This is a genomic window from Bacillus sp. SW14 (genome assembly GCF_047608225.1).
Classification (GTDB): domain Bacteria; phylum Bacillota; class Bacilli; order Bacillales; family Bacillaceae; genus Bacillus; species Bacillus subtilis_G.
This window is the reverse complement of the sequence record NZ_JBLKRW010000001.1, coordinates 1,374,722-1,398,005: the sequence shown is the minus strand read 5'-3', so window position 1 is coordinate 1,398,005 and position 23,284 is coordinate 1,374,722. Positions and strand designations below refer to the sequence as shown.

The 23,284-nt window shown below is 46.8% G+C and carries 21 protein-coding genes and 2 pseudogenes; 6 read left to right on the top strand and 17 right to left on the bottom strand.

Features of this window, described 5'->3' with window-relative positions; all coding sequences use genetic code 11:
- Positions 1-58 precede the first annotated feature (58 nt).
- Positions 59-1,000, top strand: a complete 942-nt coding sequence (rnhC, locus tag ACMX2I_RS07120; protein WP_414956565.1) for a ribonuclease HIII — start codon at positions 59-61, stop codon at positions 998-1,000.
- A 34-nt stretch (positions 1,001-1,034) separates the two neighbouring features.
- Here rnhC and pheT read toward each other — a convergent pair whose 3' ends face one another.
- Together pheT and pheS are read right to left on the bottom strand one after the other, a co-directional pair.
- Positions 1,035-3,449, bottom strand: a complete 2,415-nt coding sequence (pheT, locus tag ACMX2I_RS07115; protein ID WP_414956563.1) for a phenylalanine--tRNA ligase subunit beta — start codon at positions 3,447-3,449, stop codon at positions 1,035-1,037.
- Between the two features lie 15 nt (positions 3,450-3,464).
- On the bottom strand, positions 3,465-4,499 hold the full coding sequence (gene pheS, locus ACMX2I_RS07110) for a phenylalanine--tRNA ligase subunit alpha (RefSeq protein ID WP_394715779.1): 1,035 nt from the start codon (positions 4,497-4,499) through the stop codon (positions 3,465-3,467).
- Positions 4,500-4,579: 80 nt separating this feature from the next.
- On the opposite strand from pheS, the pseudogene ACMX2I_RS07105 reads away from it, so the two are divergent.
- A pseudogene (locus ACMX2I_RS07105) lies at positions 4,580-4,787 on the top strand (hypothetical protein).
- 66 nt (positions 4,788-4,853) lie between these two features.
- Here ACMX2I_RS07105 and ACMX2I_RS07100 read toward each other — a convergent pair.
- Positions 4,854-5,600 carry a TrmH family RNA methyltransferase gene (locus ACMX2I_RS07100; RefSeq protein WP_414956562.1) on the bottom strand — a complete coding sequence of 249 codons (747 nt, stop codon included), beginning with the start codon at positions 5,598-5,600 and terminating at the stop codon, positions 4,854-4,856.
- A gap of 118 nt (positions 5,601-5,718) precedes the next feature.
- Here ACMX2I_RS07100 and sspI point away from each other — a divergent pair, with 118 nt between their 5' ends.
- The 4 genes from sspI (at position 5,719) to ACMX2I_RS07080 (ending at position 9,952) form a co-directional block, all read left to right on the top strand.
- Positions 5,719-5,934 carry a small acid-soluble spore protein SspI gene (gene sspI / locus ACMX2I_RS07095; RefSeq protein WP_148962284.1) on the top strand — a complete coding sequence of 72 codons (216 nt, stop codon included), beginning with the start codon at positions 5,719-5,721 and terminating at the stop codon, positions 5,932-5,934.
- Positions 5,935-6,004: 70 nt separating this feature from the next.
- Positions 6,005-7,108 (top strand): CdaR family transcriptional regulator, encoded by a 1,104-nt coding sequence (locus ACMX2I_RS07090; RefSeq protein ID WP_414956561.1) that lies wholly within the window; start codon positions 6,005-6,007, stop codon positions 7,106-7,108.
- Between the two features lie 100 nt (positions 7,109-7,208).
- Positions 7,209-8,621: a glycolate oxidase subunit GlcD gene (glcD, locus tag ACMX2I_RS07085; RefSeq protein ID WP_414956560.1), complete on the top strand. Its 1,413-nt coding sequence runs from the start codon at positions 7,209-7,211 to the stop codon at positions 8,619-8,621.
- The gene (locus ACMX2I_RS07080; RefSeq protein ID WP_414956559.1) at positions 8,618-9,952 is read left to right on the top strand and encodes a (Fe-S)-binding protein; all 1,335 of its coding nucleotides are present in this window, start codon (positions 8,618-8,620) and stop codon (positions 9,950-9,952) included. Before glcD ends, ACMX2I_RS07080 begins: the two co-directional genes overlap by 4 nt.
- Positions 9,953-9,990: 38 nt before the next feature.
- On the opposite strand, the gene ACMX2I_RS07075 is transcribed toward ACMX2I_RS07080, so the two are convergent.
- From ACMX2I_RS07075 to araB, 14 genes and pseudogenes are all read right to left on the bottom strand, one after another.
- The gene (locus tag ACMX2I_RS07075; RefSeq protein WP_414958307.1) at positions 9,991-10,359 is read right to left on the bottom strand and encodes a VOC family protein; all 369 of its coding nucleotides are present in this window, start codon (positions 10,357-10,359) and stop codon (positions 9,991-9,993) included.
- Positions 10,274-10,461, bottom strand: a pseudogene (locus ACMX2I_RS07070) (hypothetical protein). The gene ACMX2I_RS07075 and the pseudogene ACMX2I_RS07070 overlap by 86 nt, the downstream one beginning before the upstream one ends.
- A complete protein-coding gene (gene cstA, locus ACMX2I_RS07065; RefSeq protein ID WP_333561461.1) occupies positions 10,404-12,200 on the bottom strand; it encodes a carbon starvation protein CstA in 1,797 nt (598 codons plus the stop codon). The pseudogene ACMX2I_RS07070 and the gene cstA overlap by 58 nt, the downstream one beginning before the upstream one ends.
- 111 nt (positions 12,201-12,311) lie before the next feature.
- The gene (locus ACMX2I_RS07060) at positions 12,312-13,205 is read right to left on the bottom strand and encodes a DUF4097 family beta strand repeat-containing protein (protein ID WP_414956558.1); all 894 of its coding nucleotides are present in this window, start codon (positions 13,203-13,205) and stop codon (positions 12,312-12,314) included.
- On the bottom strand, positions 13,202-13,756 hold the full coding sequence (locus tag ACMX2I_RS07055; protein WP_414956557.1) for an HAAS signaling domain-containing protein: 555 nt from the start codon (positions 13,754-13,756) through the stop codon (positions 13,202-13,204). Before ACMX2I_RS07055 ends, ACMX2I_RS07060 begins: the two co-directional genes overlap by 4 nt.
- Positions 13,753-14,079 carry a PadR family transcriptional regulator gene (locus ACMX2I_RS07050; protein ID WP_414956556.1) on the bottom strand — a complete coding sequence of 109 codons (327 nt, stop codon included), beginning with the start codon at positions 14,077-14,079 and terminating at the stop codon, positions 13,753-13,755. The genes ACMX2I_RS07055 and ACMX2I_RS07050 overlap by 4 nt, the downstream gene beginning before the upstream one ends.
- Before the next feature lie 153 nt (positions 14,080-14,232).
- A complete protein-coding gene (gene abfA / locus ACMX2I_RS07045; protein WP_414956555.1) occupies positions 14,233-15,735 on the bottom strand; it encodes an alpha-L-arabinofuranosidase AbfA in 1,503 nt (500 codons plus the stop codon).
- Positions 15,736-15,753: 18 nt separating this feature from the next.
- Positions 15,754-16,599 carry an arabinose ABC transporter permease AraQ gene (gene araQ / locus ACMX2I_RS07040; RefSeq protein ID WP_394715768.1) on the bottom strand — a complete coding sequence of 282 codons (846 nt, stop codon included), beginning with the start codon at positions 16,597-16,599 and terminating at the stop codon, positions 15,754-15,756.
- A complete protein-coding gene (locus tag ACMX2I_RS07035; RefSeq protein WP_414956554.1) occupies positions 16,600-17,541 on the bottom strand; it encodes a carbohydrate ABC transporter permease in 942 nt (313 codons plus the stop codon). It abuts the gene before it with no gap.
- A gap of 35 nt (positions 17,542-17,576) precedes the next feature.
- Positions 17,577-18,878 (bottom strand): ABC transporter substrate-binding protein, encoded by a 1,302-nt coding sequence (locus ACMX2I_RS07030; RefSeq protein ID WP_394715767.1) that lies wholly within the window; start codon positions 18,876-18,878, stop codon positions 17,577-17,579.
- Between the two features lie 30 nt (positions 18,879-18,908).
- Positions 18,909-20,093 carry a sn-glycerol-1-phosphate dehydrogenase gene (egsA, locus tag ACMX2I_RS07025; RefSeq protein ID WP_414956553.1) on the bottom strand — a complete coding sequence of 395 codons (1,185 nt, stop codon included), beginning with the start codon at positions 20,091-20,093 and terminating at the stop codon, positions 18,909-18,911.
- Entirely contained in the window at positions 20,090-20,908 is an 819-nt protein-coding gene (locus ACMX2I_RS07020; protein ID WP_414956552.1) for an HAD-IIA family hydrolase, read from the bottom strand. Before ACMX2I_RS07020 ends, egsA begins: the two co-directional genes overlap by 4 nt.
- Positions 20,886-21,575: an L-ribulose-5-phosphate 4-epimerase gene (araD, locus tag ACMX2I_RS07015; RefSeq protein ID WP_010329719.1), complete on the bottom strand. Its 690-nt coding sequence runs from the start codon at positions 21,573-21,575 to the stop codon at positions 20,886-20,888. Before araD ends, ACMX2I_RS07020 begins: the two co-directional genes overlap by 23 nt.
- A gap of 13 nt (positions 21,576-21,588) precedes the next feature.
- The gene (gene araB, locus ACMX2I_RS07010; protein ID WP_414956551.1) at positions 21,589-23,274 is read right to left on the bottom strand and encodes a ribulokinase; all 1,686 of its coding nucleotides are present in this window, start codon (positions 23,272-23,274) and stop codon (positions 21,589-21,591) included.
- Positions 23,275-23,284: the final 10 nt, after the last annotated feature.

Sequence of the window (23,284 nt, the reverse complement as noted above, 5' to 3'; positions counted from 1 at the left end):
CCGCTGTTATGATACACTGGTAGATACAGCGAAAAGTGTAAAAAAAGGAGATTATTACGTGTCCCATTCTGTGATAAAAGTATCATTGTCTGCGATTAATCAAATGAAAATGACGTACAGCGGTTCGCTTACTGCCTCTGTTCCGCAGGGAGCCGTTTTTCAGGCGAAACCGCCAGGCTGTACCATTACAGCATATCAATCCGGCAAGGTCTTGTTTCAAGGCAAAAACGCAGCGGCAGAATCCGCGCGCTGGGGAACAGCGGAGCCGCAGGAAAAGAAGAAAACGGCCAAAAAGCCGGCCGATCCCCGTTATGCCCCTCCGGCAAATATCGCCGGGATGTCTGTTATCGGCTCTGACGAGGTGGGAACCGGAGATTACTTTGGCCCGATGACGGTTGTTTGCGCGTACATTGACAAAACAATGCTCCCTTTAATGAAGGAACTCGGTGTTAAGGATTCAAAAGACTTAAAGGATCCGCAAATCATTGAGATCGCCCGAAATCTAATCAAAACCATTCCGTACAGCCTGCTGGTGTTAAAGAATGAAAAGTACAACAGCATGCAGGAAAAAGGGATGAGCCAAGGGAAAATGAAAGCTTTGCTGCACAATCAAGCCATCACCCATTTGTTAAGAAAAATGGACGGGGTAAAGCCAGAAGCCATTTTGATTGACCAATTTGCTGAGCCCGGTGTCTACTTCAATCATTTAAAGGGCAGAGACATTGTGAAGGAGCGGACCTATTTCAGCACGAAGGCTGAAGGCATTCACTTGTCAGTTGCAGCCGCTTCCATCATTGCGAGATATTCGTTTTTAATGGAAATGGATAAACTGTCACGCGAGGCAGGAATGACACTTCCAAAAGGGGCCGGTCCGCATGTCGATGAAGCGGCTGCCAAGCTGATCCTCAAAAAAGGGGCACCCGCTCTCAGAACCTTTACAAAATTCCATTTTGCCAATACACAGAAAGCGCAGCGCCTTGCTGATAAAAAACGTTCATAGAAAAAAGCTTGCAGAGAAATCTGCAAGCTTTTTATTAGCCTCTCAAAACAGCCTGATACGTGTCTTCCAACGCTTTCAGCACTTTGCTGTGCGCCTTTGTCACTTCTTCTTCTGTCAGCGTTTGTTCAGGATTTACATATTGGAGTGAGAAAGCGACTGACTTTTTCCCTTCCTCCATATGCTCGCCTTCGTATACATCAAAGACGGATACGTCTTTCAGAAGCTTGCCGCCAGCCTCTTTAATGACGCTCTCGAGCTGGCCGCTTGTGACGGATTTTTCTGTGACAAGCGCGATATCACGTGTCACAGACGGATATTTTGGAATCGCTGTGTAGATAAGCGGCGCTGTTTCCGCTGCAAGCAGCGCATGTAGATCAAGCTCAAAGACGTATGTCTCTTTGATATCAAGTTCTTTTTCCAATGAAGGATGGACTTGGCCGATGAAGCCGATAAGAGAACCATTCAATAGAATGTTCGCTGTTCTGCCCGGGTGCAGCTGTTTGCGTTCAGATTGAACAAATTCAATGCAGTCCAGGACGTTCAGTTTGTCTAACAGTCCTTCCACAATTCCTTTGACGACGAAGAAATCAACCGGTTTTTTCTCGCCTTGCCACAGATGCCTGCGCCATAATCCGGTAACAGCTCCCGCCACGCGTTCTGTTTCAACAGGTTTTGTGTCCTCTTCTTTTGTCAGGAAAACGGAGCCGACTTCGTACAGCGCGACTGAGTCAGTCTGTCTCGCCAAGTTATAAGAAACAGAGTCAAGCAGATTCGGAACAAGGCTGTGTCTGAGAATGCTTCTTTCTTCACTCATCGGAAGCGCAAGCACAGTGTTCAATGATTTTTCAATCGCAAACGCTGCCGCTTTCTTCTCATTTGTCAGTGAGTAAGTGATGGCTTGTGATAAGCCCGCTCCTTCAAGGAAACGTCTGACTTTACGGCGTTTTACTTGATATGGCGTTAACCCGCCTGTTGTTCCCTCTGTCTCAGGAAGCGCAGAAGGAATGTTATCGTAGCCGTACAGTCTTGCCGCTTCTTCGATTAAATCCTCTTCGATTTTAATGTCGCCGCGACGTGATGGAACTGTCACAACGAGCAGTTCATTCGCTTCACCGACAGTAAAGCCCAGACGGTTGTAAATGCTGATCAGTTCTTCTTTGCTGATTGTCATGCCGAGAACGCTGCTCACTTTGTCGGCTGATATGTGAATGTTATTTGCTTCGATTGTCAGATGATCTTCCTCAACCGTTCCAGCGAGCACTTCACCGCCGGCATATAAATGGATCAGCTGTGCAGCCCGTTCTGCCGCAAGACGTACGCGCGCAGGATCAATGCCTTTTTCAAATCTTACGCTTGATTCACTTCTCAATCCAAGGTCTTTGGAAGCCTTGCGAACCGTCTGTCCGTTGAAATACGCAGCCTCAAGCAAAATCGTTTTTGTATCTTCCTGAACCTCTGACTCTGCTCCTCCCATCACACCGGCAACGGCCTGCGCTTTCGTTCCGTTTGTAATGACAAGGTGATCAGCAGACAGCTTACGTTCTTGATCATCAAGGGTTACGATTGTTTCATTTTCAGCTGCTTTTCTTACTACGACTTCCTTGGACCCGAATTTGTCATAATCAAACGCGTGAAGCGGCTGGCCGTATTCAAGCAGGACAAAGTTTGTGATGTCAACGACGTTGTTGTGCGGGCGAATGCCTGCGTTCATCAGCTTCGTCTGCATCCAAAGCGGTGACGGAGCAATCGTGACGTTTTTAATGATTTTTGCAGTGTACATCGGGTTCTCTTCTTGATCTTCGACTTTGACAGCGATGTAATCAGACGCTTGTTCTGCAGCAGCCGGATAATCCGTTTGCGGAAGTTTTACCTCTGTGTCTAAAATTGCCGCAACCTCGTAAGCAACACCAAGCATGTTCATTGCATCCGCGCGGTTTGGCGTTAAACCAAGCTCAAGAATCGCATCATCAAGCTGTAACGCCGCTAAGGCATCGCTTCCTGTTTGTGCGTCATTCGGGAATACGAAAATGCCTTCAGCATACTCCTGTGCCACAAGTTTGCTTTCAATACCAAGCTCCTGCAAAGAACAGATCATGCCGTTAGATTCTTCACCGCGAAGCTTTGCTTTTTTGATTTTGAAATTTCCCGGCAGCATCGCTCCGACTGTTGCAACTGCGACTTTTTGTCCTTTATCGACATTCGGCGCGCCGCAAATGATCTGTACAGGTGCTTCCGCTCCGATATCCACAAGGCACTTATTCAGCTTATCAGCATTCGGATGCTGCTCGCGCTCCAGCACATGGCCGATGACAACGCCTTTGACGCCTTCTCCTTTGTATTCAATTCCTTCAACCTCAATACCGGCTCTTGTAATTTTCTCAGCAAGAACAGCCGGGTCCATGCCTTTTATATCAACATAATCCTCTAACCATTTATAAGAAACAAACATCCTAGCATCCTCCTCTTACGCCTGTTTAAACTGCGAAATAAATCTGACATCGTTTGTATAGAAGTGGCGGATATCATCAATGCCGTATTTCAGCATCGCGATGCGCTCAACCCCCATTCCGAATGCGAAGCCCTGATATTCCTTCGGATCAAAGCCAGCCATTCTCAGCACGTTCGGGTGAACCATGCCGGCGCCGAGGATTTCGATCCAGCCAGTTCCTTTACAGACTGAGCAGCCGTTTCCTCCGCATTTAAAGCATGTCACGTCCACTTCTACTGAAGGCTCAGTAAACGGGAAGAAGCTTGGGCGGAGTCTGATTTCACGGTCTTGCCCGAACATTTTTTTCGCAACGAGTTCAAGCGTTCCTTTTAAATCACTCATGCTGATGTTTTTGTCAACGACAAGCCCTTCAATTTGCATAAATTGGTGGGAGTGCGTCGCATCATCATTATCACGGCGGTATACTTTACCCGGACAAATGATTTTAACCGGCCCTTTGCCTTCATGCTTTTCCATCGTCCGTGTTTGCACAGGAGACGTTTGCGTTCTCATCAGCATTTCCTCTGTGATGTAAAAGCTGTCCTGCATATCGCGCGCAGGGTGTTCTTTCGGAAGGTTGAGCGATTCAAAGTTGTAGTAATCCGTTTCAACCTCAGGTCCTTCTTCGACTGTGTAGCCCATGCCGATAAATAAATCTTCTATTTCTTCTATGACAACAGTGAGCGGATGGCGGCCGCCGACTGCGACAGGGTTGCCCGGCAGCGTGACGTCGATTGTCTGTCCTGCGAGCTTCTGCTTCATTTCCTCTTCTTCAAGCTTCTCGTTTTTGACAGCAATCGCATTGGCGATACGCTCTCTTACTTCGTTCGCGAGCGCGCCCATTTTCGGACGTTCCTCAGCAGAAAGTTTGCCCATTCCGCGCAGCACTTCTGTGATCGGCCCTTTTTTTCCGAGATATTGCACCCGAATATCATTGACAACCTTTAATGAGCTTGCCGCTTCTACTTGTTCTAAAGCTTCTTGTTCCAGCTGTTTCAGCTTTTCTTCCATTTTGCATCCTCCTTTTATGTAAACAAACCGTCATATGTCTTTGGAAAACAAAAAAACCCGCCCCTTATACAAGGGACGAGTTGTGGCCGCGGTACCACCCTTATTTCAGACAGACTGATGCTGTCGTCAGCTTCATTGACATAACGGAATCAGATTCCGGTTCACCTTTACGCGCAGTGTACGCGGTCCCGGCGACAACTCAAGAGGTGAAGCCCATTTCCGGCTGCGTTTAAAAATGCTCTCAGTCAGCGGCATTTTCTCCCTGGAAAGCAGTTGATCAGAAATTGAGGTCCTCTGTCACGGTTTTTCAAATATTATGTTCTATTATAGATAAATCCATCGCTTGGCGCAACACTATCCTCGCAAGTGGTACACAAGGATGGCAGCCGCAATCGCAACGTTCAGTGATTCAGCTTGTCCATAAAGCGGCACGTACAGGTTCAAGTCCGTTTTTTCCAGCAGGGCGGCATCGACCCCTGCTCCTTCATTTCCTACAAGAAGCGCGAAGGATTCAGACTGATGTATTTCCCGGTAAGGCGCCCCGTTTTGCAGCGCTGTGCCGTACACTTTTACGCCCTTTGCCTTCAACTCATCCACGTATGTATGCAGATTTCTTCTTATAACAGGAATATGAAAATGAGACCCTTGCGCGGATCGAAGCGTTTTGCCGTTAAATGCGTCTGCCGTGCCGTCACCAAGCACAACCGCATCTAAACCGGCCGCATCAGCCGTCCGAATCATTGTTCCGAGGTTTCCCGGATCTTGAACAGCATCAATCAGCAGCACACGCTGAGGCAACCCCAGTTTTTCATCAGGCATATGGCACACAGCGACAATCTGCTGCGGCGTTTCTGTTTCAGTAACAGCTGCAAACGCATCTTCACTCAGCACATAGCACTGGATGCTCACATCAAGAGCTGACGGAATTTTCGTTTCATCCTTTACAAGAATTTCTTTCACCGTGCCCTCGCTCTTCAGCGCCTCTTCAACAAGATGTTCTCCCTCTATGAGGAATGTATTCGTTTTTGTCCGTTCTTTTTTTGTGTGAAGCTTTTTCCAATCCTTCACTTTTTGGTTTTTTGCCGATTCTATTTGTTTCACTGTCTGTGTGGCTCTCCTTTTTTTAACATGATGTTATTATATCGCAAGAACAGCACATAATAAACCAGGTGCAGGGTTAGAATATGCGTATCACATTTTAGAAAAAGGAGCGTTTCACATGGATCTTAATTTACGTCATGCCGTCATTGCCAATGTTACCGGCAATAATCAGGATCAGCTTGAGCATACAATTGTGGATGCGATTCAAAGCGGTGAAGAAAAAATGCTTCCGGGGCTCGGCGTTTTATTCGAAGTCATTTGGCAGCACGCATCCGAAAGTGAGAAAAACGAAATGCTAAAAACGCTTGAAGGCGGATTAAAACCCGCCCAATAAGAGAGATGAAACCGGGTGACAGCGCCCGGTTTTTTTCTTATATAATAAAAACATGATGAGGGGGATCGCCATGTTTCTACAGCCGTTATTAGCGAAAAAAATTATTGCTGAAGTTAAGAAAATGTATGAACGTGAAGTCATTATTGTGAATACAGACGGACTCATTATGGCAAGCACAAATGATGAGCGTGTGGGACGGTTTCATGAAGGAGCGCTCATCTGCGCAAAAGAGAAACGGAATGTCATTATTACAGTAGAAGATGAAAAAAAATTAAAAGGAGTAAAGGCAGGCCTGAATCTTCCTGTATTTTCCGACCGGGATGTAATCGCCGTCTTCGGGCTTACAGGTGAGCCTGCTGAGATTCAGCCTTACGGGGAGCTGCTTCGAAAAATGACAGAGCTGTTCATTAAGGAATCGCGGCATTTAGAGCAATCCCAGTGGCGGGAGAGAATGCTGGAGTCCTTTACGGTCGATTGGCTGCAATTAAAAGAGTGGTCTCCCGGTTTTCTTGAGAAAGCCCAGCTTCTCGGTGTTGATCTTTCCTCCCGGCGCCAAATGATTCTCATTCAAGGATATGAGTGGTCATCTTATGACATTGAGCAAATGGAACATATCTGGAAATCCGCGTACTCTTCTGATTTGTTCATCAGGTGGGGAAATGAACGGATTCTGATTAATCACGAAGTGCCAAAGCATGAACAAAGGGATCGGCTTTTGCGGCAGCTCCTTCACATTTGTTCATTTGTTCATACTGCAAACAGCCGTGTTGCAGTTGGCGCCGGAAGGGCTGTCGCAAGCTCCAGCCTGACAGACTCCTACGGGCAGGCTGAAAAAGCGCTGGCTGTCAGCCTTAAGCGAAAAACACCCATATTCGAAGAGGATCTGAAGCTTGATATGTGCCTGACGGAGATCAGCCAGGGCACCCGAAATGAATTTCCGCAAAGAGTATTCCAAGAGGCGCTTCAGCATCATGAGCTTATGAATACGATACGGACTTTCTTTCATCACGATTTGTCTTTAAAACAAACCGCTGAAGACATGCATATTCACATCAATACATTGCGCTATCGTTTGTCTAAGGCTGAACAGCTGACGGGTTTGCGTTTTGACTGCACAGAGGATATCGTCACGATGTATGTTGCACTCTATTTTTTAGATCAAGATATAAAATAGAGAGTGTTTTAGTTTCATTTTTTGTATGTTCCTCCATAGAAAACATTGCTTTTTTTCTTTTACAATAGATTGAAAGCGTTTTGACAGGGGGATGGGTGAAATGATCACCAAAGATGTAAAAGAACAGCTGGTCCAAATCGTCGGCAAAGAAAACTATGATGACTCGAATGCCGGCCGTCTCGTCTATTCGTATGATGCGACGCCGCAGTTTCAGTCTATGCCTGATGCCGTGATTGCTCCGAGGAGTACAAATGAAGTATCACGAATTTTAATGATTTGCAGCGGTCATCGAGTGCCGATCGTTCCAAGAGGATCAGGGACAAACCTATGCGGCGGCACGTGCCCGACTGAAGGCGGACTTGTTCTTCTCTTTAAGCATATGAACCGGATTCTTGAGATTGATGAAGAAAATTTGACCGCCACAGTCCAGCCGGGCGTCATTACATTAGATATGACCCGCGCGGTTGAAAGCAAAGGTTTGTTTTATCCGCCTGATCCGAGTTCTATGAAAATATCAACAATGGGCGGAAACATCAATGAAAATTCCGGCGGGCTCCGCGGATTAAAATACGGCGTCACCCGCGACTATGTCATTGGACTGGAGGCGGTGCTCGCAAATGGAGACATCATCCGCACCGGCGGAAAGCTCGCAAAGGATGTGGCCGGATACGATCTCACACGTCTTTTTGTCGGTTCAGAAGGAACACTTGGCATTGTGACAGAGGCAATCGTCAAACTTGTTCCAAAGCCGGAAACGAAGAAGACGCTGCTTGCCCTTTATGAAAATATCGATGCCGCTGCTCAAACAGTATCAGATATCATTGCCGCCAAAATCATACCCGCCACGCTTGAATTTCTCGACCAGCCCACACTTTTAGTCATTGAGGATTATGCTAAAATCGGACTTCCGACAAATGCAAAGGCGGTTCTGTTAATTGAGCAAGACGGACCGCTTGAAACCGTTGCACGGGATATGGAAAAGATTGAGGCGATCTGCAAAAAAGGCGACGCCGTTTCCGTTCAGACCGCCCAAACCGAGGAGGAAGCATTTGCCCTGACTGAAGCCCGGCGTTCTGCACTTTCTGCCCTTGCCCGCCTCAAGCCGACGACGATTTTAGAGGACGCGACCGTTCCTCGCTCAGAAATCGCCAATATGGTAAAAGCCATTAATGATATTGCCGCTAAATACGGGCTTTCTATTTGCACCTTCGGCCACGCGGGAGATGGAAACCTTCACCCGACATGCACGACAGACATAAGAAATGAGGATGAGATGGAGCGTGTCGAACAGGCTTTTGCCGAGATTTTTGAGAAAGCGATTGAACTTGGCGGCACGATAACCGGAGAGCACGGGGTCGGGGCCATGAAAGCGCCTTACTTGGAGATGAAGCTGAAAAAAGAAGGCATTGCCGCGATGAAAGCGATGAAAGCGGCATTTGATCCCCGGAACATATTAAATCCGGGCAAAGTGTTCGCGAAAGACGCCAGAAAACGTGTGGTGACGAAAAGATGACAACAGAAAAAGAAATGAACCAGATCCAAGATGAATTCAAAGAGCGCATGGATGAAGGCGAGCTTTTGAATTGTATGCGCTGCGGCTTCTGTCTTCCTTCTTGCCCAACCTATATCGAATCGGGATTTCAGGAAACTCACTCTCCGCGCGGGCGCATCGCCTTAATGAAAGCTGTAGCTGACGGTATGATTGAACCAGATGAAGATGTCGAGCGTTCGCTGTCACTTTGCCTCGGCTGTCGCGCCTGTGAACCTGTATGCCCGTCAGGCGTGAAATACGGACAGCTGCTTGAGGAAGCCAGAGATATTATCCACCAAAATAAAAAACACTCGCTCGGCGCTCGTGTCATGCGAAAAGCCGCTTTTCATGAGCTGTTTCCGCATCAAAACCGCATGCGCTCAGCTGTAAGCCTTATCGGTTTGTATCAGCGGTCTGGACTGCAAACCGCTGTTCGCAAAACCGGTATGCTTCGCGTCCTGCCTGAGCATTTGCGGACGATGGAAGCCGTTCTTCCTGATATTCCTAAAAACAAAGAAATGAAGCATCGGAAGCGTTTGCTACCGTCAATTGGCCCCATGAAAAAACGGGTCGCCTTTTTTTCGGGCTGCTTAATGGATACCATGTTTTTACCGACCAACAATGCCACACTGAAGCTGCTGCAGCTGGCGGGCTGCGACATTGTCATCCCGCCTGACCAGGCTTGCTGCGGGGCGCTGCATGGGCACAGCGGGGAAAAAAACGCGGGGAAAGAGCTCGCGAAACAAAATATCGCTGCTTTCGAAGCGTTAGACGTCGATGCTGTCATTACAAACGCAGGGGGATGCGGAGCCTTTCTTACTGAATATGATCATTTGCTGAAGGATGACCCCGAGTGGTCGGAGCGGTCTGCTGCATTTGTTCAGAAACTAAAAGATTTTTCGTCCATTTTGGTTGAACTTGATTTTCATCAAATGGACTTAGCGCTCGAGATGCCGCAGGTCATTACCTATCAAGATTCATGCCATCTAAGAAATGTGATGCATACGTCGCTTGAGCCCCGCCAGCTTCTTCAAAGCATCAAGGGGACCGAATTCAGAGAAATGGATAAAGCGGATAGCTGCTGCGGATCAGCGGGAATTTATAACATCGTGGAAGCTGAGATGTCTATGAAAATACTGGACAGTAAAATGGCTGCCGTCAAAGCGAGCGAAGCGATCGTCATTGTGACAGCAAATCCCGGCTGCCTGCTGCAGATGAAGCTAGGCATTGAACGTGAAGGACTAAACGGTAAAGTCAAAGCCGTTCACCTGGCTGATTTGCTGCTGGAAGCAGCTGGACACCAAACATCATAAGAAAGCCCAAAACAGAAATTGTTTTGGGCTTTTGTGCATTATTCCATCGGACTGCAAATTTCAATATAATGTCCATCTGGGTCGGAGATATAGGCAACCGTCTGCCCCCATGGCTTCACTTTCGGCTCCCCAATAATTGTGACACCCTGTTCTCTTACCCTTTTGATAACCGCTTCTACATTTTCAGTGACAAAACCAATTTCAAATGTGTTCGAAGCAGATGTATCTGGAATGTCTAGCGGCGTGATTTCTCTGGCGCTTTGTCGCGTATTAAGCGCCAATATCGCAGAGCCTGTTTCAAATTCAATATACGTGCCGTGCTCAGCACGAATCGGCAGTCCTAAAATATTCTGATAAAAATGAATAGCCCGCTTGCTGTCCGAAACGTATAGAATCAGATATTTCATTGATAATTTCATCGCCAATCCTCCTCAACATTTCATTAGTCCTTCTATCCCGGTATAGATGCTTCCATCCTTAAGCCCGGATCTCTCCACATCTGCGCCCATTTTTTCACAGCCGCCACGATAATGATGAAGCCTAACAGCAGCATGATGATCGATAGTACGCCATTCAATACACTGTAGCCTGCTGCTTCAGGATTGAGATACACATTGCGCACCATCCAATAGCCCGCATAATTGACAGTGACATATAAATAGGCAAGCGGGATAAGGCAGGTCAGAATGTAACGGCGTTTATCGGCGATTTTCAGCACGATGGTCGCTCCAATAATCAGCCCCACTGAAGCCATCAGCTGATTGGACACGCCAAACAGCGCCCAAATGGAACCGATATCCCCTGAATACAGCAGATAGCCCCACATCAGGCAGGCGAGCGCGCTGGCAAATACAGATCCCGGAATCCAGTCTGTTTTCTTCAGCGGTTTATACACCTCTCCGAAGAAATCCTGAATCAGATAACGAGCAACACGTGTGCCGGCGTCAATCGCTGTTAAAATAAATACGGCTTCAAACATAATGACAAATTGGAAAAAGTATGAGGCCAAATGGCTGAAAAACGGCATTCCGGTAAAAATATAAGTCATTCCCACCGCAAGCGTAACGGCTCCCCCTGTTCTTCCTTCTAAGTCCAAACCGATTTCCCTGCTCAATTCAGGCAAATGGACGACATTCATGCCGAGCGTACGGAAAACCTCAGGCGTGCTGTTAATCGCAAAGTAATCAGCAGGCTGCAAGGCGGTCGCTGCAATCAGCGCCATAATGCCGACAAGACACTCGACAAGCATTGCCCCAAACGCAACCGGCTTCATATCACTCCATTTATTCAGCATTTTCGGGGTCGTACCTGAACCGACAAAGGCGTGAAATCCCGAGATCGCACCGCAGGCGATAGTGATTGAAATGAACGGCCAGACGGGTCCTGCCAGCACCGGCCCGCCCCCTTTTACGAATTCTGTAAACGCAGGAAACGGGATGGACGGATTGACGACAAATACCCCGGCAATCAAAGCGATAAAAACACCGATTTTCATAAAGCTGCTTAAATAATCACGCGGTGCGAGAAGCAGCCAAACGGGAAGCGCCGCTGCAAAAAATGCATAAATAGGAAGTGCGATTGCAAGCGTTTTCGTATCTAGCGATAAAAAGTCACCGAGCGCGGTAGTCTGCACCCATGGGCCAATAAAGACTCCTGCCATTAAAAAGAGAAAGCCGATCGTTGACGCAAGCTTTAAATTTCCCGTTTTCTTATAAAATAAGCCCACGCCCATCGCAATCGGAATTGTAATTCCTACCGCAAATGTGCCCCACGGATTGCGTTCAAGCGCGTGCAGCACAACCATCGACAGCCCCGCCATCGTAATCGTGATAATAAACAGCATGGACAGTCCCGTGCAAAATCCGGCAACAGGGCCAAGCTCATCCTTCGCCACTTCTGACAGCGACTTTCCATTTTTGCGCATTGATGCAAACAGCACAACAAGATCATGGACGGCTCCCCCGATTACCGCCCCGATTAACAGCCATAATAACCCCGGCAAATAGCCGAACTGCGCCGCCAAAATCGGTCCGACCAGCGGCCCGGCCGCTGCGATCGCTGCAAAATGGTGGCCGAAAGAGACCCATTTATTTGTAGGCACATAGTCTTTTCCATCCTCAAACGCGTGGGCAGGTGTCGGCTTGTCATCGTTCACTTTGAGGACCTTCACCATCATAAATGTTCCGTATAAACGATAGGCGATAGCCAAAATACACATTGACGCTATCACAATTGTAACCGCATTCATTTTCTCTCATCCCCTTTGCTGTTTTTCATAAATATATCATAATTTCATGGTGATAAGCGGTCATTTTTTCCTATACAGAAAAGCCGGCTGGAATTGGCCGGCTCGTCGCAGTTAGTTTAGTTCAATGTCTCCAGAGGTTGTGCGAATGTTTAAATGATTAGAGGTTTCGCTATCACCTATATATCCTGTAATGCGCTTCTCTGATTTTTCTTGATACATAATTTGATCTAGGTTAACTGACGTCTCACCTGAGTCAGTCTGACAATCCATTGCTAAGGCTGCAGGTTCTTTCTGATATTCTACGGACACACTTCCGCTCGTTGTGACGATGTCAATTTCTTTGTTCTGACTCTCCTGTAGAAGGTCAATATCTCCGGAGGTTGTCTTATAATTCACCTTTCCAGCTGTTGTGCGGCTGCTTTCTATTAATCCACTTGTTGTCTTTACCACACCTTGGCCGAATGAATTTTGGTTTTCTTGAATATCTCCGCTCGTTGTTTTTAGCGTCAACTCGTTTTCGATGCGTGCATGCTTCAGCTCAATATTTCCTGATGTAGAGTCAACAGCAGTTTGATCCGCGTGCACATTTTCAATGAGAATATCCCCAGAGGTTGTCGTTACCGTTAACTCACCATACTTCTTTTCCGGAATAATGATTGTGATTTTCATATCCTTTTCGCTGTCCCACGGTATAAAAGAGATGATATTCTCGCGTGCTATTTGATTGATTTTTAATGACTTGCCATCTTGGCTCACATCGAACAGCTTTTTGCTTTTATCACTGACTTTCCCTTCAGCCGCTACCTGAATATCATCCGTTTGCCCAATTTTGACCTCTGCATTCATCGAGCTCGTTGTTACCTCAATTTTTTTAATATCTGTGGCAGAATATGTTTCAGCAGCTGTCACCTCGTCTCTTGTAAAATCAGAAGCAGCTGCAGTGATGACAGCTCCGATGACCCCGACTGCAAATACTGCGATTAATCCTATTATGATTTTTTTCATGTCCGCGCCCCCGTCACCAGCTTTAGATTATATCTGATATATCGTAAACCCATGCCATACAGCAGCTTTCCTAAATGCGACAGCCCTATACAAGATAGTAGCCCCAGACTGCCAAACACGAGTGATAAAAAGAACTCCAGCATCATGTGCGTATTCGTTTGAAACATCAACATGCCGATAAAAATAATCGGTGACACAGAAAGTGCAAGCGCCGCCCCGCATAACCCCACGTACACTCCTAAAATGCCAATAGCCGGTCCCAGCACGAAAATCATATTTAAGAAGCTTATCGCTGCTGCTGAACATGCCATGTGAAAAAGATTCTTTTTAGGGCGTTGCTCTGCTGGAGCAGTTTCCGTGACATCTTGCATCAATTCCTTTGCAATTTGTTTTGGAGAGCCGAGTTCCCTGATGATGTCCGCTTCCAGCCGGCCTTCTTTCATCCCTTCGGTCATATGTTCTTCAAAATCAAATAAGATCTCATTCCGCTCTTCTTCTGAAAGCGGCATTAATGCTTTACTTAACTCCTGCAAAAACAGTTCTTGATTCATTGTTCTCCTCCCCTTGCCACGTCGATGATTTGATTGACAGATGCTGTGAACTGTTCCCATTCTGCCAGCAGCAGTTTCATTCGCATGGAACCAAGCTTTGACATCGTGTAATATTTTCTGGCAGGACCTTCGGTAGACGGCGCCATATATGTTTCTAAATACTCTTCTTTCGTCAGTCTTCTTAGAAGAGGATATAAGGTGCCTTCAGCAATCGCCATGTGCCTGGAAATGTTTTGAGAAAGCTCATATCCGTATTGGTCTTTTTCAGATATGAATACAAGCACACATAGCTCTAATGCTCCCTTTTTGAATTGAGCATTCATCATAAAATCCTCCCCGAAGCTCGTTAATTTTGTTTATATTTTCCACTATTTATTCATATAGTAACATCCACTACTGAACATTACAAGGTACTGAATCATATCTACCTCCAAAAAAAGAAAAACCGGAGAGCGATCTCCGGCTAATGTTTCACTTTATGACTGTTTTTTCAAGCGGATCACATTCCAGGAAAGCGGCGTGAAATGCGCGGTTAAGCCGTTTTCGCTGACAGATGATGTTCCGTTGGAATGCGGGACGACATTTTTTCTGTTTTGCTGGTTTGTCGCTTTGATATCCTGATGCTCGAGTACAATGTGCTCTGCGATTTGGAAGGATTCAAAGCCTCTGAGCGAAATCTCCGTCTCCATCTGATCTTCAGCTTTGTTTACCGCAAAAATCGTGAGTGTTTCTTCCTCTTCGGCATACACAACAGCGGCATCAACATATGGCACATCCGTAAAATCTGAGCAGTCGTACTTCGGAGAAGAAATAAGCGGCTTCAGTGACTCGCCTCTTCCGTAAACAGAAGCATGCATGTATGGATAGAAGATTGGCTGTCTCCATGCTTCCCCGCCTTTTTCCGTCATGATCGGCGCGATGACATTTACAAGCTGTGCAAGGCACGCGATTTTCACACGGTCTGCGTGCTGCAGCATCGTAATAAGCAGAGAGCCGACCAATAAAGCATCTTCAAAATTATAAATATCCTCTAAAATCGGACGCGCAGTAATCCAAGGCTCGACTTTTTTATCCGCCTCATTTGAGTGATACCAGACATTCCATTCATCCAGAGAGAGATTGATTGTTTTCTTGCTGCGGGTTTTTGCTTTTACATAGTCACAGGTTGCAGCGACAGATTTAATAAAATGATCAAGATCCATGGAACGGGCCAAGTAGTTTGGCAGATTGTTATCCCGGTTTCCGTAATACGTATGGAGAGAGATATAGTCGACATGCTCGTACGTATGCTCCAGCACCTTCGCTTCCCAATCGATAAAGGTCGGCATGCCGCTGTTTGAACTGCCGCAGGCAACAAGTTCAATTGTTGGATCAACCCACTTCATGACCTTTGCAGTCTCTGCGGCAAGCCGTCCGTATTCGTCAGCTGTTTTATGGCCGATCTGCCACGGGCCATCCATTTCGTTTCCTAAGCACCATGTCTTGATGCCGTACGGCTGTTCATAGCCATGCGATCTTCTTAAATCACTCCAGTAAGAGCCTTTCGGGTGGTTACAGTATTCAACGAGATTGCGGGCGGCATCTATGCCTCTTGTGCCAAGGTTGACTGCCATGTTGACCTCAGTGTTCACCTTTTTTGCCCAAGATAAAAATTCATTTGTCCCCACTTCATTCGTTTCTGTCGTTTGCCATGCCAAGTCAAGCCGTCTTGGGCGATTTTCAACAGGTCCGACACCGTCCTCCCAGTTGTATCCGGATAAAAAGTTTCCGCCCGGATAGCGGATGAGCGGAACCTGCAATTCTTTGATCAGCGACTGGACATCCTTTCTAAATCCGTCTTCATCCGCTTGAGGGTGATCAGGCTCATATATGCCTTCATAAACCGCACGCCCCATATGTTCGATAAACGAGCCGTAAATCCGCTTGTCTACTTCACCGATTTTATATTCTTTGTCTACAATCACTCGCGCTTTTTTCATCACACGTTTCCTCCTTCATTAACCTTTGACTCCCCCTACCGTTAGGCCGGAGATAAAGTATTTTTGGAAAAACAAGAAAATGATAATGACCGGCAAAATCGCAAATACTGAGCCGGATATGAGCATGTCATAGTTGTTTCCGTAAGGGCTCAGCAAGCTGGACAGCCCAATTGGAAGCGTAAACATTTCTTTCGAACGAAGCACAATCAATGGCCATAAGAAGTTGTTCCAGCTGTTCAAGGACTGGAGGATAATCATCGCGCCGAAAGCCGGTTTCATCAGCGGCGCCATAATCCGGAAAAAGATCCCGAATTCCGTACAGCCGTCCATCCTTGCAGAGTCCAGCAGATCTCTTGGAAGACCGAGGGCATACTGCCTGAAAAAGAAAACAGCTACCGGCGAAACGATGAACGGCAAAATGACACCGGTATATGAATCAATCAAGTGCAGTCCTACGGTCAGCTTAAACAACGGAAGCATCATCACTTCAAGCGGAACCATCATAATAATCAGCACAAGAACAAAGATGATATTCCTGCCCTTAAACTCGTAAACCGCAAGTCCGTACCCAATCATCGAAGAAAAAAACAGAGTGAGCACGGTCGTGAAAATCCCAAGCACAAGACTGTTAAAAAACCATTTGAAATAAATGCTGCCGCCATTAAACAGAAATGTGTAGTTATCTAAACTCATCACTTTTGGATCAATATCAACATTCAGCCCTACACGCAAAAGCTCAGATGACGGCTTTAATGACCCTAAAAGCAAACAGAAAATCGGAAAAATATACAATAGGCTCAGCATGATAAAAAACAGGGTAAGCGCGATTTTGTAAACGCTGTACTGAGGACTGTGCCGCAACATTTATCCCTCCCCCTTAAACGAGCCTGACAGCTTTAACGAAATCAGGCTGACAACAAGTATCACAATCAAAAGCACAATGCCGATGGCCGCTCCGTATCCCATTTCGTTGTAGGCAAGCCCCTGCTGATACAAATATCCGACAAGCGTCAAGCCGATATTACCCGGGGAATTATTTTGCCAAAGGACGTAGCTTTCCTCAAACATCCTGAATCCGCCGATGATACTGATGGTTAGCACATAAACCGTTACAGGCTTGAGAAACGGCAGCGTAATGTGCCGGAATTTTTTCATCGTATTCGCGCCGTCAATATCGGCGGCTTCGTACAGCTCTTTCGGCACATTTTGCAAACCGGCCAAAAAGTAAAGGATGTTGATTCCCATCCATCTCCACGAAGCAAGCAGCACCATTAAAAACATGCCGGTATGTTCATTGTTCATCCAGTTCTGAGGTGAAAAGCCGAGTTTGAGTAAGATGGAATTGGCCAGCGACGTTTCCATTTCTCCGAAGATCAGCCGAAAAATGATCCCCGCCACAATGGTGGAAGTCAATGCCGGAATAAATAGCGCTGATTTGAATATATTTCTGAATTTGACCAGCTTTGAATTCAGGAATATGGCCAGCAGCAATGGGACAGGAATCAGCACAATCAGTGTCCAAAAGGTGTATTCCAGTGTATTCCAAAGGGCGGTATAGAACGTCGGATTGTTTAGTGCAGTGTAATTCGACAATCCGACAAACGTCACCTCTCCCGGCAATATTCTTTGAAAGCTCATGATGAAGACGCTAATGATGGGGTATAAAAAAAATACGAGAAAGGATAAAACGAATGGCGCTGTAAACAGATAGGGCGCCGCTTTTTTCGAATAAAATAGATCTCGCCAGCCTGATTGTTTCGCAGCTGAGGGAACGGGACGAACCGTTCCCGTTTTCACAGGTTTCATGAGAACCTCCCCGCTTTCACTTTTTGAATGGGATTCTATTTCTGTTTCAGTTCACCTGCCGCTCTGTCCAAGGCTTGCTTAGGCGTTTTTTGCTGAGATTTAAGTGCGTCGAACAATACGCTTCTGTTGACAAGGTCTGAAGCCTTGGCAAAATCCTCGTGTAAATAAATCGGATTGATTTCGTCCTTGATATCGAGCAGCATTGAAAAAATGCCTGTTCCGTTTTGGAAGTAATCCGTGTATTTGTTTTTCTCCTTCAATTCCTGAGAACTCCAGACATCCCAGCGAAGCGGGTCAAACCCGAGTACGCTCCAAAGCTTTTTGTTTCCTTCTTTAGAGCCCTTCGCAAAGGCCAAAAACTCTTTTGCTAACTCAACATGCTTGGATTGCTTCGGCACAACAGTTGCCGTACCGCCCAAACCTGCCGAACGGTCGCCCCCCTCTTTCCACGCCGGAAGCGGCCGGATGGCAATCTTCCCTTTCAGATCAGGCATATAATCTATGAATCTTCCCATATACCAAATCGGCATCAGAACCGACGCTGCTCCGCCTTGGTTCATAAAGCCGTAATATTCTTCACTGTGATGCCCGCCGCCCGGTGCGGCAATCATCGATTTATCATTAATCATGTCCTTTAAAAATTGAATTGTTTTTACATTGGTGTCATTATTAAGGATCAACTTGCCGTTTTTATCAAAATAACCTGATTTTTGCTGTGAAATCATGGATAAGAACGTTGCGGAATCATTTGTTTCCACCGTTCCCATCGGCTTTCCGGTCACTTTGCGCACTTTCTGCCCGGCTTTATGGTAATCATCCCATGTTTTGATATCATCAGGATTGACGCCGGCTTTTTTCATCACATCCATGTTATAAAACATCACTGTCGTTCCTACATGCGTATCCAGCCCGTAAAGCTTGCCGTTTTTGCTGTACAAGGTAAGCCGCGCCTCAACGAATTTATCGCGGTCCTTTTCAATCAGCGGAGTCAGGTCGGCAAGCGGTATGTCAGAGCCCTTTAAAAAGTTTGAAAAACGGGCCAATTCGACATCGGCAATATCAGGGACGCCTTCTCCCGCAATTAAGGAGATAGACAAATTATCGTGCATTTGCCCATATGGATAAACGACCGTATTCAGTTTAATTTTGCGGTCAGGATATTTTTTGTTCCATTCCTTCACCATTTCCACATAAAACTGCTCATGAAGTCCATTAAATGTCCAAAAGGTCAGTTCGGTTTCACCCGATTTCCCGGATGATCTTTCTGCTGAACACCCAGCAATGAATAATGTCAGCAGCATCATGAGCACAAGAAAACAGGCAGTCATTTTTTTCATTTGCGTTACCCCTTCCATTCGAGGTGCGGGCTATTCATATAGACCATGATTGATCAGCGTTTTGTTTTCATTGATGATTCTTAATCCGGTGCAGCGGTCTCTTAAGGTGTGCGCGTGTCTGAAGGCATTCTTGACGGAATCCTGCCCGACACCGATTTCGTCAAAAAACGCAGGGCCTCCTGCTGATCTCAGCCAATCGGCAAGCACTTCTCCTTCCGGGAGCGTTTCATAAGCCGATTGAATGGCTTGCCGCCGGCGCGGAGAAAATTCGTTCAGTCCGTCATCCTGGGCGAGCTTTCTGTATGTGTCAGTTAATAACACAGCGGCACAGCCCACCTTTGTCCCATGGAGAATTTGAGGCCGGTTTTTCTTCATTAATTCCATCTCAATCCAATGAGAAATATGATGTTCTCCGCCTGATGCCGGGCGGGAATGATCTAAAGCCAGCATGACAAGACCTGATACAATTAAAGATTCCATTAAAACCTGTATGCCTGTTTCCGTTTTCATCGCAATGTCTTCTGTGTGTGCGATACAGGCTTCCAGCGCCTCCTGAACGATCTTAGCCCCCGTTGGAGAATAAGGCTCGCCGGCAAGGTGGCGGGATATTTCCCAATCAGCTAAAGATGTGATTTTCCCGAGCATGTCGCCAAATCCAGCCGCAACCATTGACTGGGGTGCCGCTTTTAATAGATCCAGATCAGCGAACAGCGCGGACGGAGCCTTCGTTTGGATGGTTGTTTTCGTACCGTATAAAATAAGCGGCGCCCCGGCTGACGTAAATCCGTCTACAGATGGAGCAGTCGGATAGGAAATAAACGGAAAATCCCTCTGAAACGCTGCGAAGCGCACGATATCATGAATCGTGCCCGAACCGACCGCGATCATAACATCTGTTGTTTTTTTCGTATGGATCAGCGCATGAATGAGCGAGCGTTCATCAGCTGTCACATCTCCGGCTTCATTTCCCGGAATGATCAGGCACTCAGCCTGAAACCCTTCTTGATGCAGGCGTTTTTCCAAATCAATTCCCACAATGCGATGTGTATTCGAGTCGCAGACAAGGACAATCTGTTTGTTGTTTTTTCTTTTTACATAATCCAATAGCGAATCAGCTGCTTGTTTGCCGATAACAATTTCTTCAACTTCTATAGGAAGTGTCTTTTCTCCGGCGAGTTCAAAAGCTTGCTCAACGTCAGCTGCGATACGATTCATAACAGAATCCCCTCCTCAGCCAATTTGGTTATATCCTTAATGGATTCCAGCACATAATCAGGCGTGTACAAACGCTGCTCACCCGGTTTCGCAGAACCAGTAAGCACTAAGGCGCTTTTCATGCCATAAAGCTTTCCCATCGCAATGTCAGATTCAATACTGTCTCCGATAATCAGGCATTCATGTGCGGACAGCCCCATTGCTGTACAGGCAGCCTCCGCCATCAGCCATGACGGCTTTCCGACAACAAGCTCTGTTTTTGCTTGAGCGGAAGCCTCTATCGCTCCGATCATACCGGCCACATCGATCGCATTGCCGTCTTCATTCGGAAAGGAGCGGTCTTTGTTCGTAGCCATGATACGAGCGCCGCCGGCGGCAGCTTGAAAGGCCAGATTTAAATCTTCGTACGTGAGTGTTTCATGAAGGGAGATCACCAGCCAATCCGCTTCCTTCGGTTCGTTCGCGTGCTCTACACCGGCCAGTCTCAGCTCGTCTGCCAAGCCTTGTTCTCCAAGCACCCACACTTTTGAAAAACGATAATGTTTCTTCAGAAAATCTGCTGTGACGCTTGACGACAGAACAATGTCGTTTACATCAGCTTCAATCCCCGCGCCGAGAAGTTTTTTTCTGCACATGGCACGGGAAATATTCCCCCGATTGCTCAAAAAGACGATTTTCTTCCCCATTCCCCGAAGCGTACTGATCGCTTCTCTTGCCCCTTCAATCAATTCATTTCCTCTGAATACAGTACCGTCCAAGTCAATCAGAATGCCGGCCGGTGACACAGCGGAATCATGACTGGCCATAATACGCATTTGCTCCGTGTTTTCGATAAAAATGCTTTTCGTGAAGGACTGTATTGATTGGGTTTACATCCTTGTTCAGCATAACGGAGTGATAGGCCATTTCCGCAACTGTTTCTAATACAACTGCGTTATGGATGGCATTTAAAGCGTCCGTGCCCCAGCAGAACGGGCCGTGGTTATTCACGAGCACGCCCGGCACCTGTTCGTAGTTATGGTGCTGAAAGGTTTCAGCTATGACTTTTCCTGTATTCAGTTCGTAGTCATGAATGATTTCTTCATCGTACATTTCTCTTGTACATGGAATCGCACTGTCAAAATAATCAGCATGTGTCGTGCCTAAAGGCGGTATGTCTCTGCCCGATTGCGCCCAGCTTGTCGCCCATTGAGAATGGGTATGGACAATTCCCCCGATGTTCGGAAAGGCTTTGTACAAATAAACATGAGTAGGTGTATCTGAAGAAGGCTTGAGCGAGCCTTCGACGACCTCTCCTTCAAGGTTCAAAACAACCAAGTCATCAGCTGTCAGGTCGCTGTATTCGACTCCGCTAGGTTTGATGACAATTCTTTCTTTCTCACGGTCAATGCCGCTGACATTTCCCCACGTAAAGGTTACCAGCTGATGCTCTTGAAGCTTCAGGTTGGCTGCCAGCACTTCTTTTTTTAATGTTTCAAGCATGCTCCATCACCCTTTATGAATTCTTTTTGGCGGCAGATGAAAATTGAAGATTTTTGATTGTTTTCAGACGCTTCATCACATGATTTTCTTTTCCAAAGTAGTGAACCAGTTCTTTATATTCAGCGTACAATTTTTCATACACCGCGGCGTTTTCGGCGTTTGGCGTATAAGATATATCTTTCAGTTTCCCCATGTGCGCCGCTGCCTCTTTGATGTCATTGTATCCGCCGTTTTCTTTACCTGCGGCAAGCGCGCCGAAAATGGCAGATCCTAGGGCTGGCGCTTGCGGGGAACCAGAGATTTTAATGTCCATATTTGTCACATCCGCATAAACCTGCATGACAAACGGGTTTTTCTCAGCAATTCCGCCGGCTGCGTACAGCTCCTCAATCGGAACCCCGCTTTCTTTGAACGTTTCGATAATCATCCGGGTTCCGTAAGCTGTCGCTTCAACTAAAGCTCTATACATCTCTTCAGGCTTTGTCAGCAGCGTCATCCCAAGCAGCATTCCTGTTAAATCAGCATCAACAAGGGTTGAACGGTTTCCATTCCACCAATCCAAAGCAAGCAATCCGCTTTCACCCGGCGCTTGAAGGTTTGCTTTTTCACTCAGCAGCTCATGAATGCCAATGTTTTTTTCCTCTGCTTCCTTTTGATACGCTTGCGGGACACATGTCTTCACAAACCAGTCAAAATGATCGCCGACACAGGACTGCCCGGCTTCATAGCCCGCGTAGCCCGGAAGAATTCCGTTGTCCACAACACCGCACATACCGGGCACGATATGTACGTCTTCGCCTAGAAGTACATGGCACGTCGAGGTTCCCATAATCATCAGCATTTTCCCTGGCTCTGTGATGCCGACCGCTGGTACTGAAACATGAGCGTCCACATTGGCAACCGCAACAGCTGTCCCTGGAAGAAGGCCTGTCAGCTGTGCCATTTTTTCAGTCAGTCCACCGGCTCTTTCCCCTACTGAGTGAATAGAACCTGCTAATTTGTCCTTTGTAATCGTTTTCATTAAAGGATTTAATTTGTTAAAGAAATCATCCGACGGATAGCCCGCTTTTTCACTCCAAATCGCTTTATATCCTGCTGTACAATTACTTCGCTTGAGCGAGCCGCACAGCTGGTACACGATCCAGTCTGCAGCCTCGATGATCCGGTCAGCCGCTTCATAAATGTGAGGCGCTTCTTCGGCAATCTGCATGACCTTCGGAATCATCCATTCTGATGAAATTTTTCCTCCGTACCGCTGTAAAAAAGCTTCTCCTTCTTGTTCCGCGATTTGATTGAGCCGATCAGCATGTTTTTGAGCCGCATGATGCTTCCAGAGCTTCACATAGCTGTGCGGCTCCTCTTCATATTCCGGCAGCATGCATAACGGCTGTCCTGTACTGTCAACAGGCAGGATCGTACATGCCGTAAAATCAATGCCGATCCCGATAATGTCTTTCGGCTCAACACCCGTCTGTTCGAGTAAAGACGGAATGGTTGTTTCCAAGACTTCGAGGTAATCAGCCGGATCCTGCAGCGCCCAGTCCCGCGGCAGCTTATGACCCGTTTTTGGAAGGACTGTATCGATGACAGCATGCCTGTATTCTTTTACAGCAGCCGCCAGTTCCTCCCCTGTTTCGACATGAACGAGCACCGCTCTTCCTGATAAAGTTCCAAAATCAACTCCTATAGTGTAAGCCAAGTGGCATCCC

Bases quoted from the DNA above. Each gene is read 5' to 3' on its own strand.
- araD (WP_010329719.1), bottom strand. From the start codon at position 21,575: ATGCTTGAAACATTAAAAAAAGAAGTGCTGGCAGCCAACCTGAAGCTT.
- araQ (WP_394715768.1), bottom strand. From the start codon at position 16,599: ATGTTGCGGCACAGTCCTCAGTACAGCGTTTACAAAATCGCGCTTACC.
- ACMX2I_RS07090 (WP_414956561.1), top strand. From the start codon at position 6,005: ATGTTTCTACAGCCGTTATTAGCGAAAAAAATTATTGCTGAAGTTAAG.
- egsA (WP_414956553.1), bottom strand. From the start codon at position 20,093: ATGAATCGTATCGCAGCTGACGTTGAGCAAGCTTTTGAACTCGCCGGA.
- ACMX2I_RS07035 (WP_414956554.1), bottom strand. From the start codon at position 17,541: ATGAAACCTGTGAAAACGGGAACGGTTCGTCCCGTTCCCTCAGCTGCG.
- ACMX2I_RS07030 (WP_394715767.1), bottom strand. From the start codon at position 18,878: ATGAAAAAAATGACTGCCTGTTTTCTTGTGCTCATGATGCTGCTGACA.
- ACMX2I_RS07020 (WP_414956552.1), bottom strand. From the start codon at position 20,908: ATGCGTATTATGGCCAGTCATGATTCCGCTGTGTCACCGGCCGGCATT.
- sspI (WP_148962284.1), top strand. From the start codon at position 5,719: ATGGATCTTAATTTACGTCATGCCGTCATTGCCAATGTTACCGGCAAT.
- pheT (WP_414956563.1), bottom strand. From the start codon at position 3,449: ATGTTTGTTTCTTATAAATGGTTAGAGGATTATGTTGATATAAAAGGC.
- pheS (WP_394715779.1), bottom strand. From the start codon at position 4,499: ATGGAAGAAAAGCTGAAACAGCTGGAACAAGAAGCTTTAGAACAAGTA.
- ACMX2I_RS07060 (WP_414956558.1), bottom strand. From the start codon at position 13,205: ATGAAAAAAATCATAATAGGATTAATCGCAGTATTTGCAGTCGGGGTC.
- ACMX2I_RS07055 (WP_414956557.1), bottom strand. From the start codon at position 13,756: ATGAATCAAGAACTGTTTTTGCAGGAGTTAAGTAAAGCATTAATGCCG.
- glcD (WP_414956560.1), top strand. From the start codon at position 7,209: ATGATCACCAAAGATGTAAAAGAACAGCTGGTCCAAATCGTCGGCAAA.
- abfA (WP_414956555.1), bottom strand. From the start codon at position 15,735: ATGAAAAAAGCGCGAGTGATTGTAGACAAAGAATATAAAATCGGTGAA.
- ACMX2I_RS07050 (WP_414956556.1), bottom strand. From the start codon at position 14,079: ATGAATGCTCAATTCAAAAAGGGAGCATTAGAGCTATGTGTGCTTGTA.
- cstA (WP_333561461.1), bottom strand. From the start codon at position 12,200: ATGAATGCGGTTACAATTGTGATAGCGTCAATGTGTATTTTGGCTATC.
- ACMX2I_RS07080 (WP_414956559.1), top strand. From the start codon at position 8,618: ATGACAACAGAAAAAGAAATGAACCAGATCCAAGATGAATTCAAAGAG.
- ACMX2I_RS07075 (WP_414958307.1), bottom strand. From the start codon at position 10,359: ATGAAATATCTGATTCTATACGTTTCGGACAGCAAGCGGGCTATTCAT.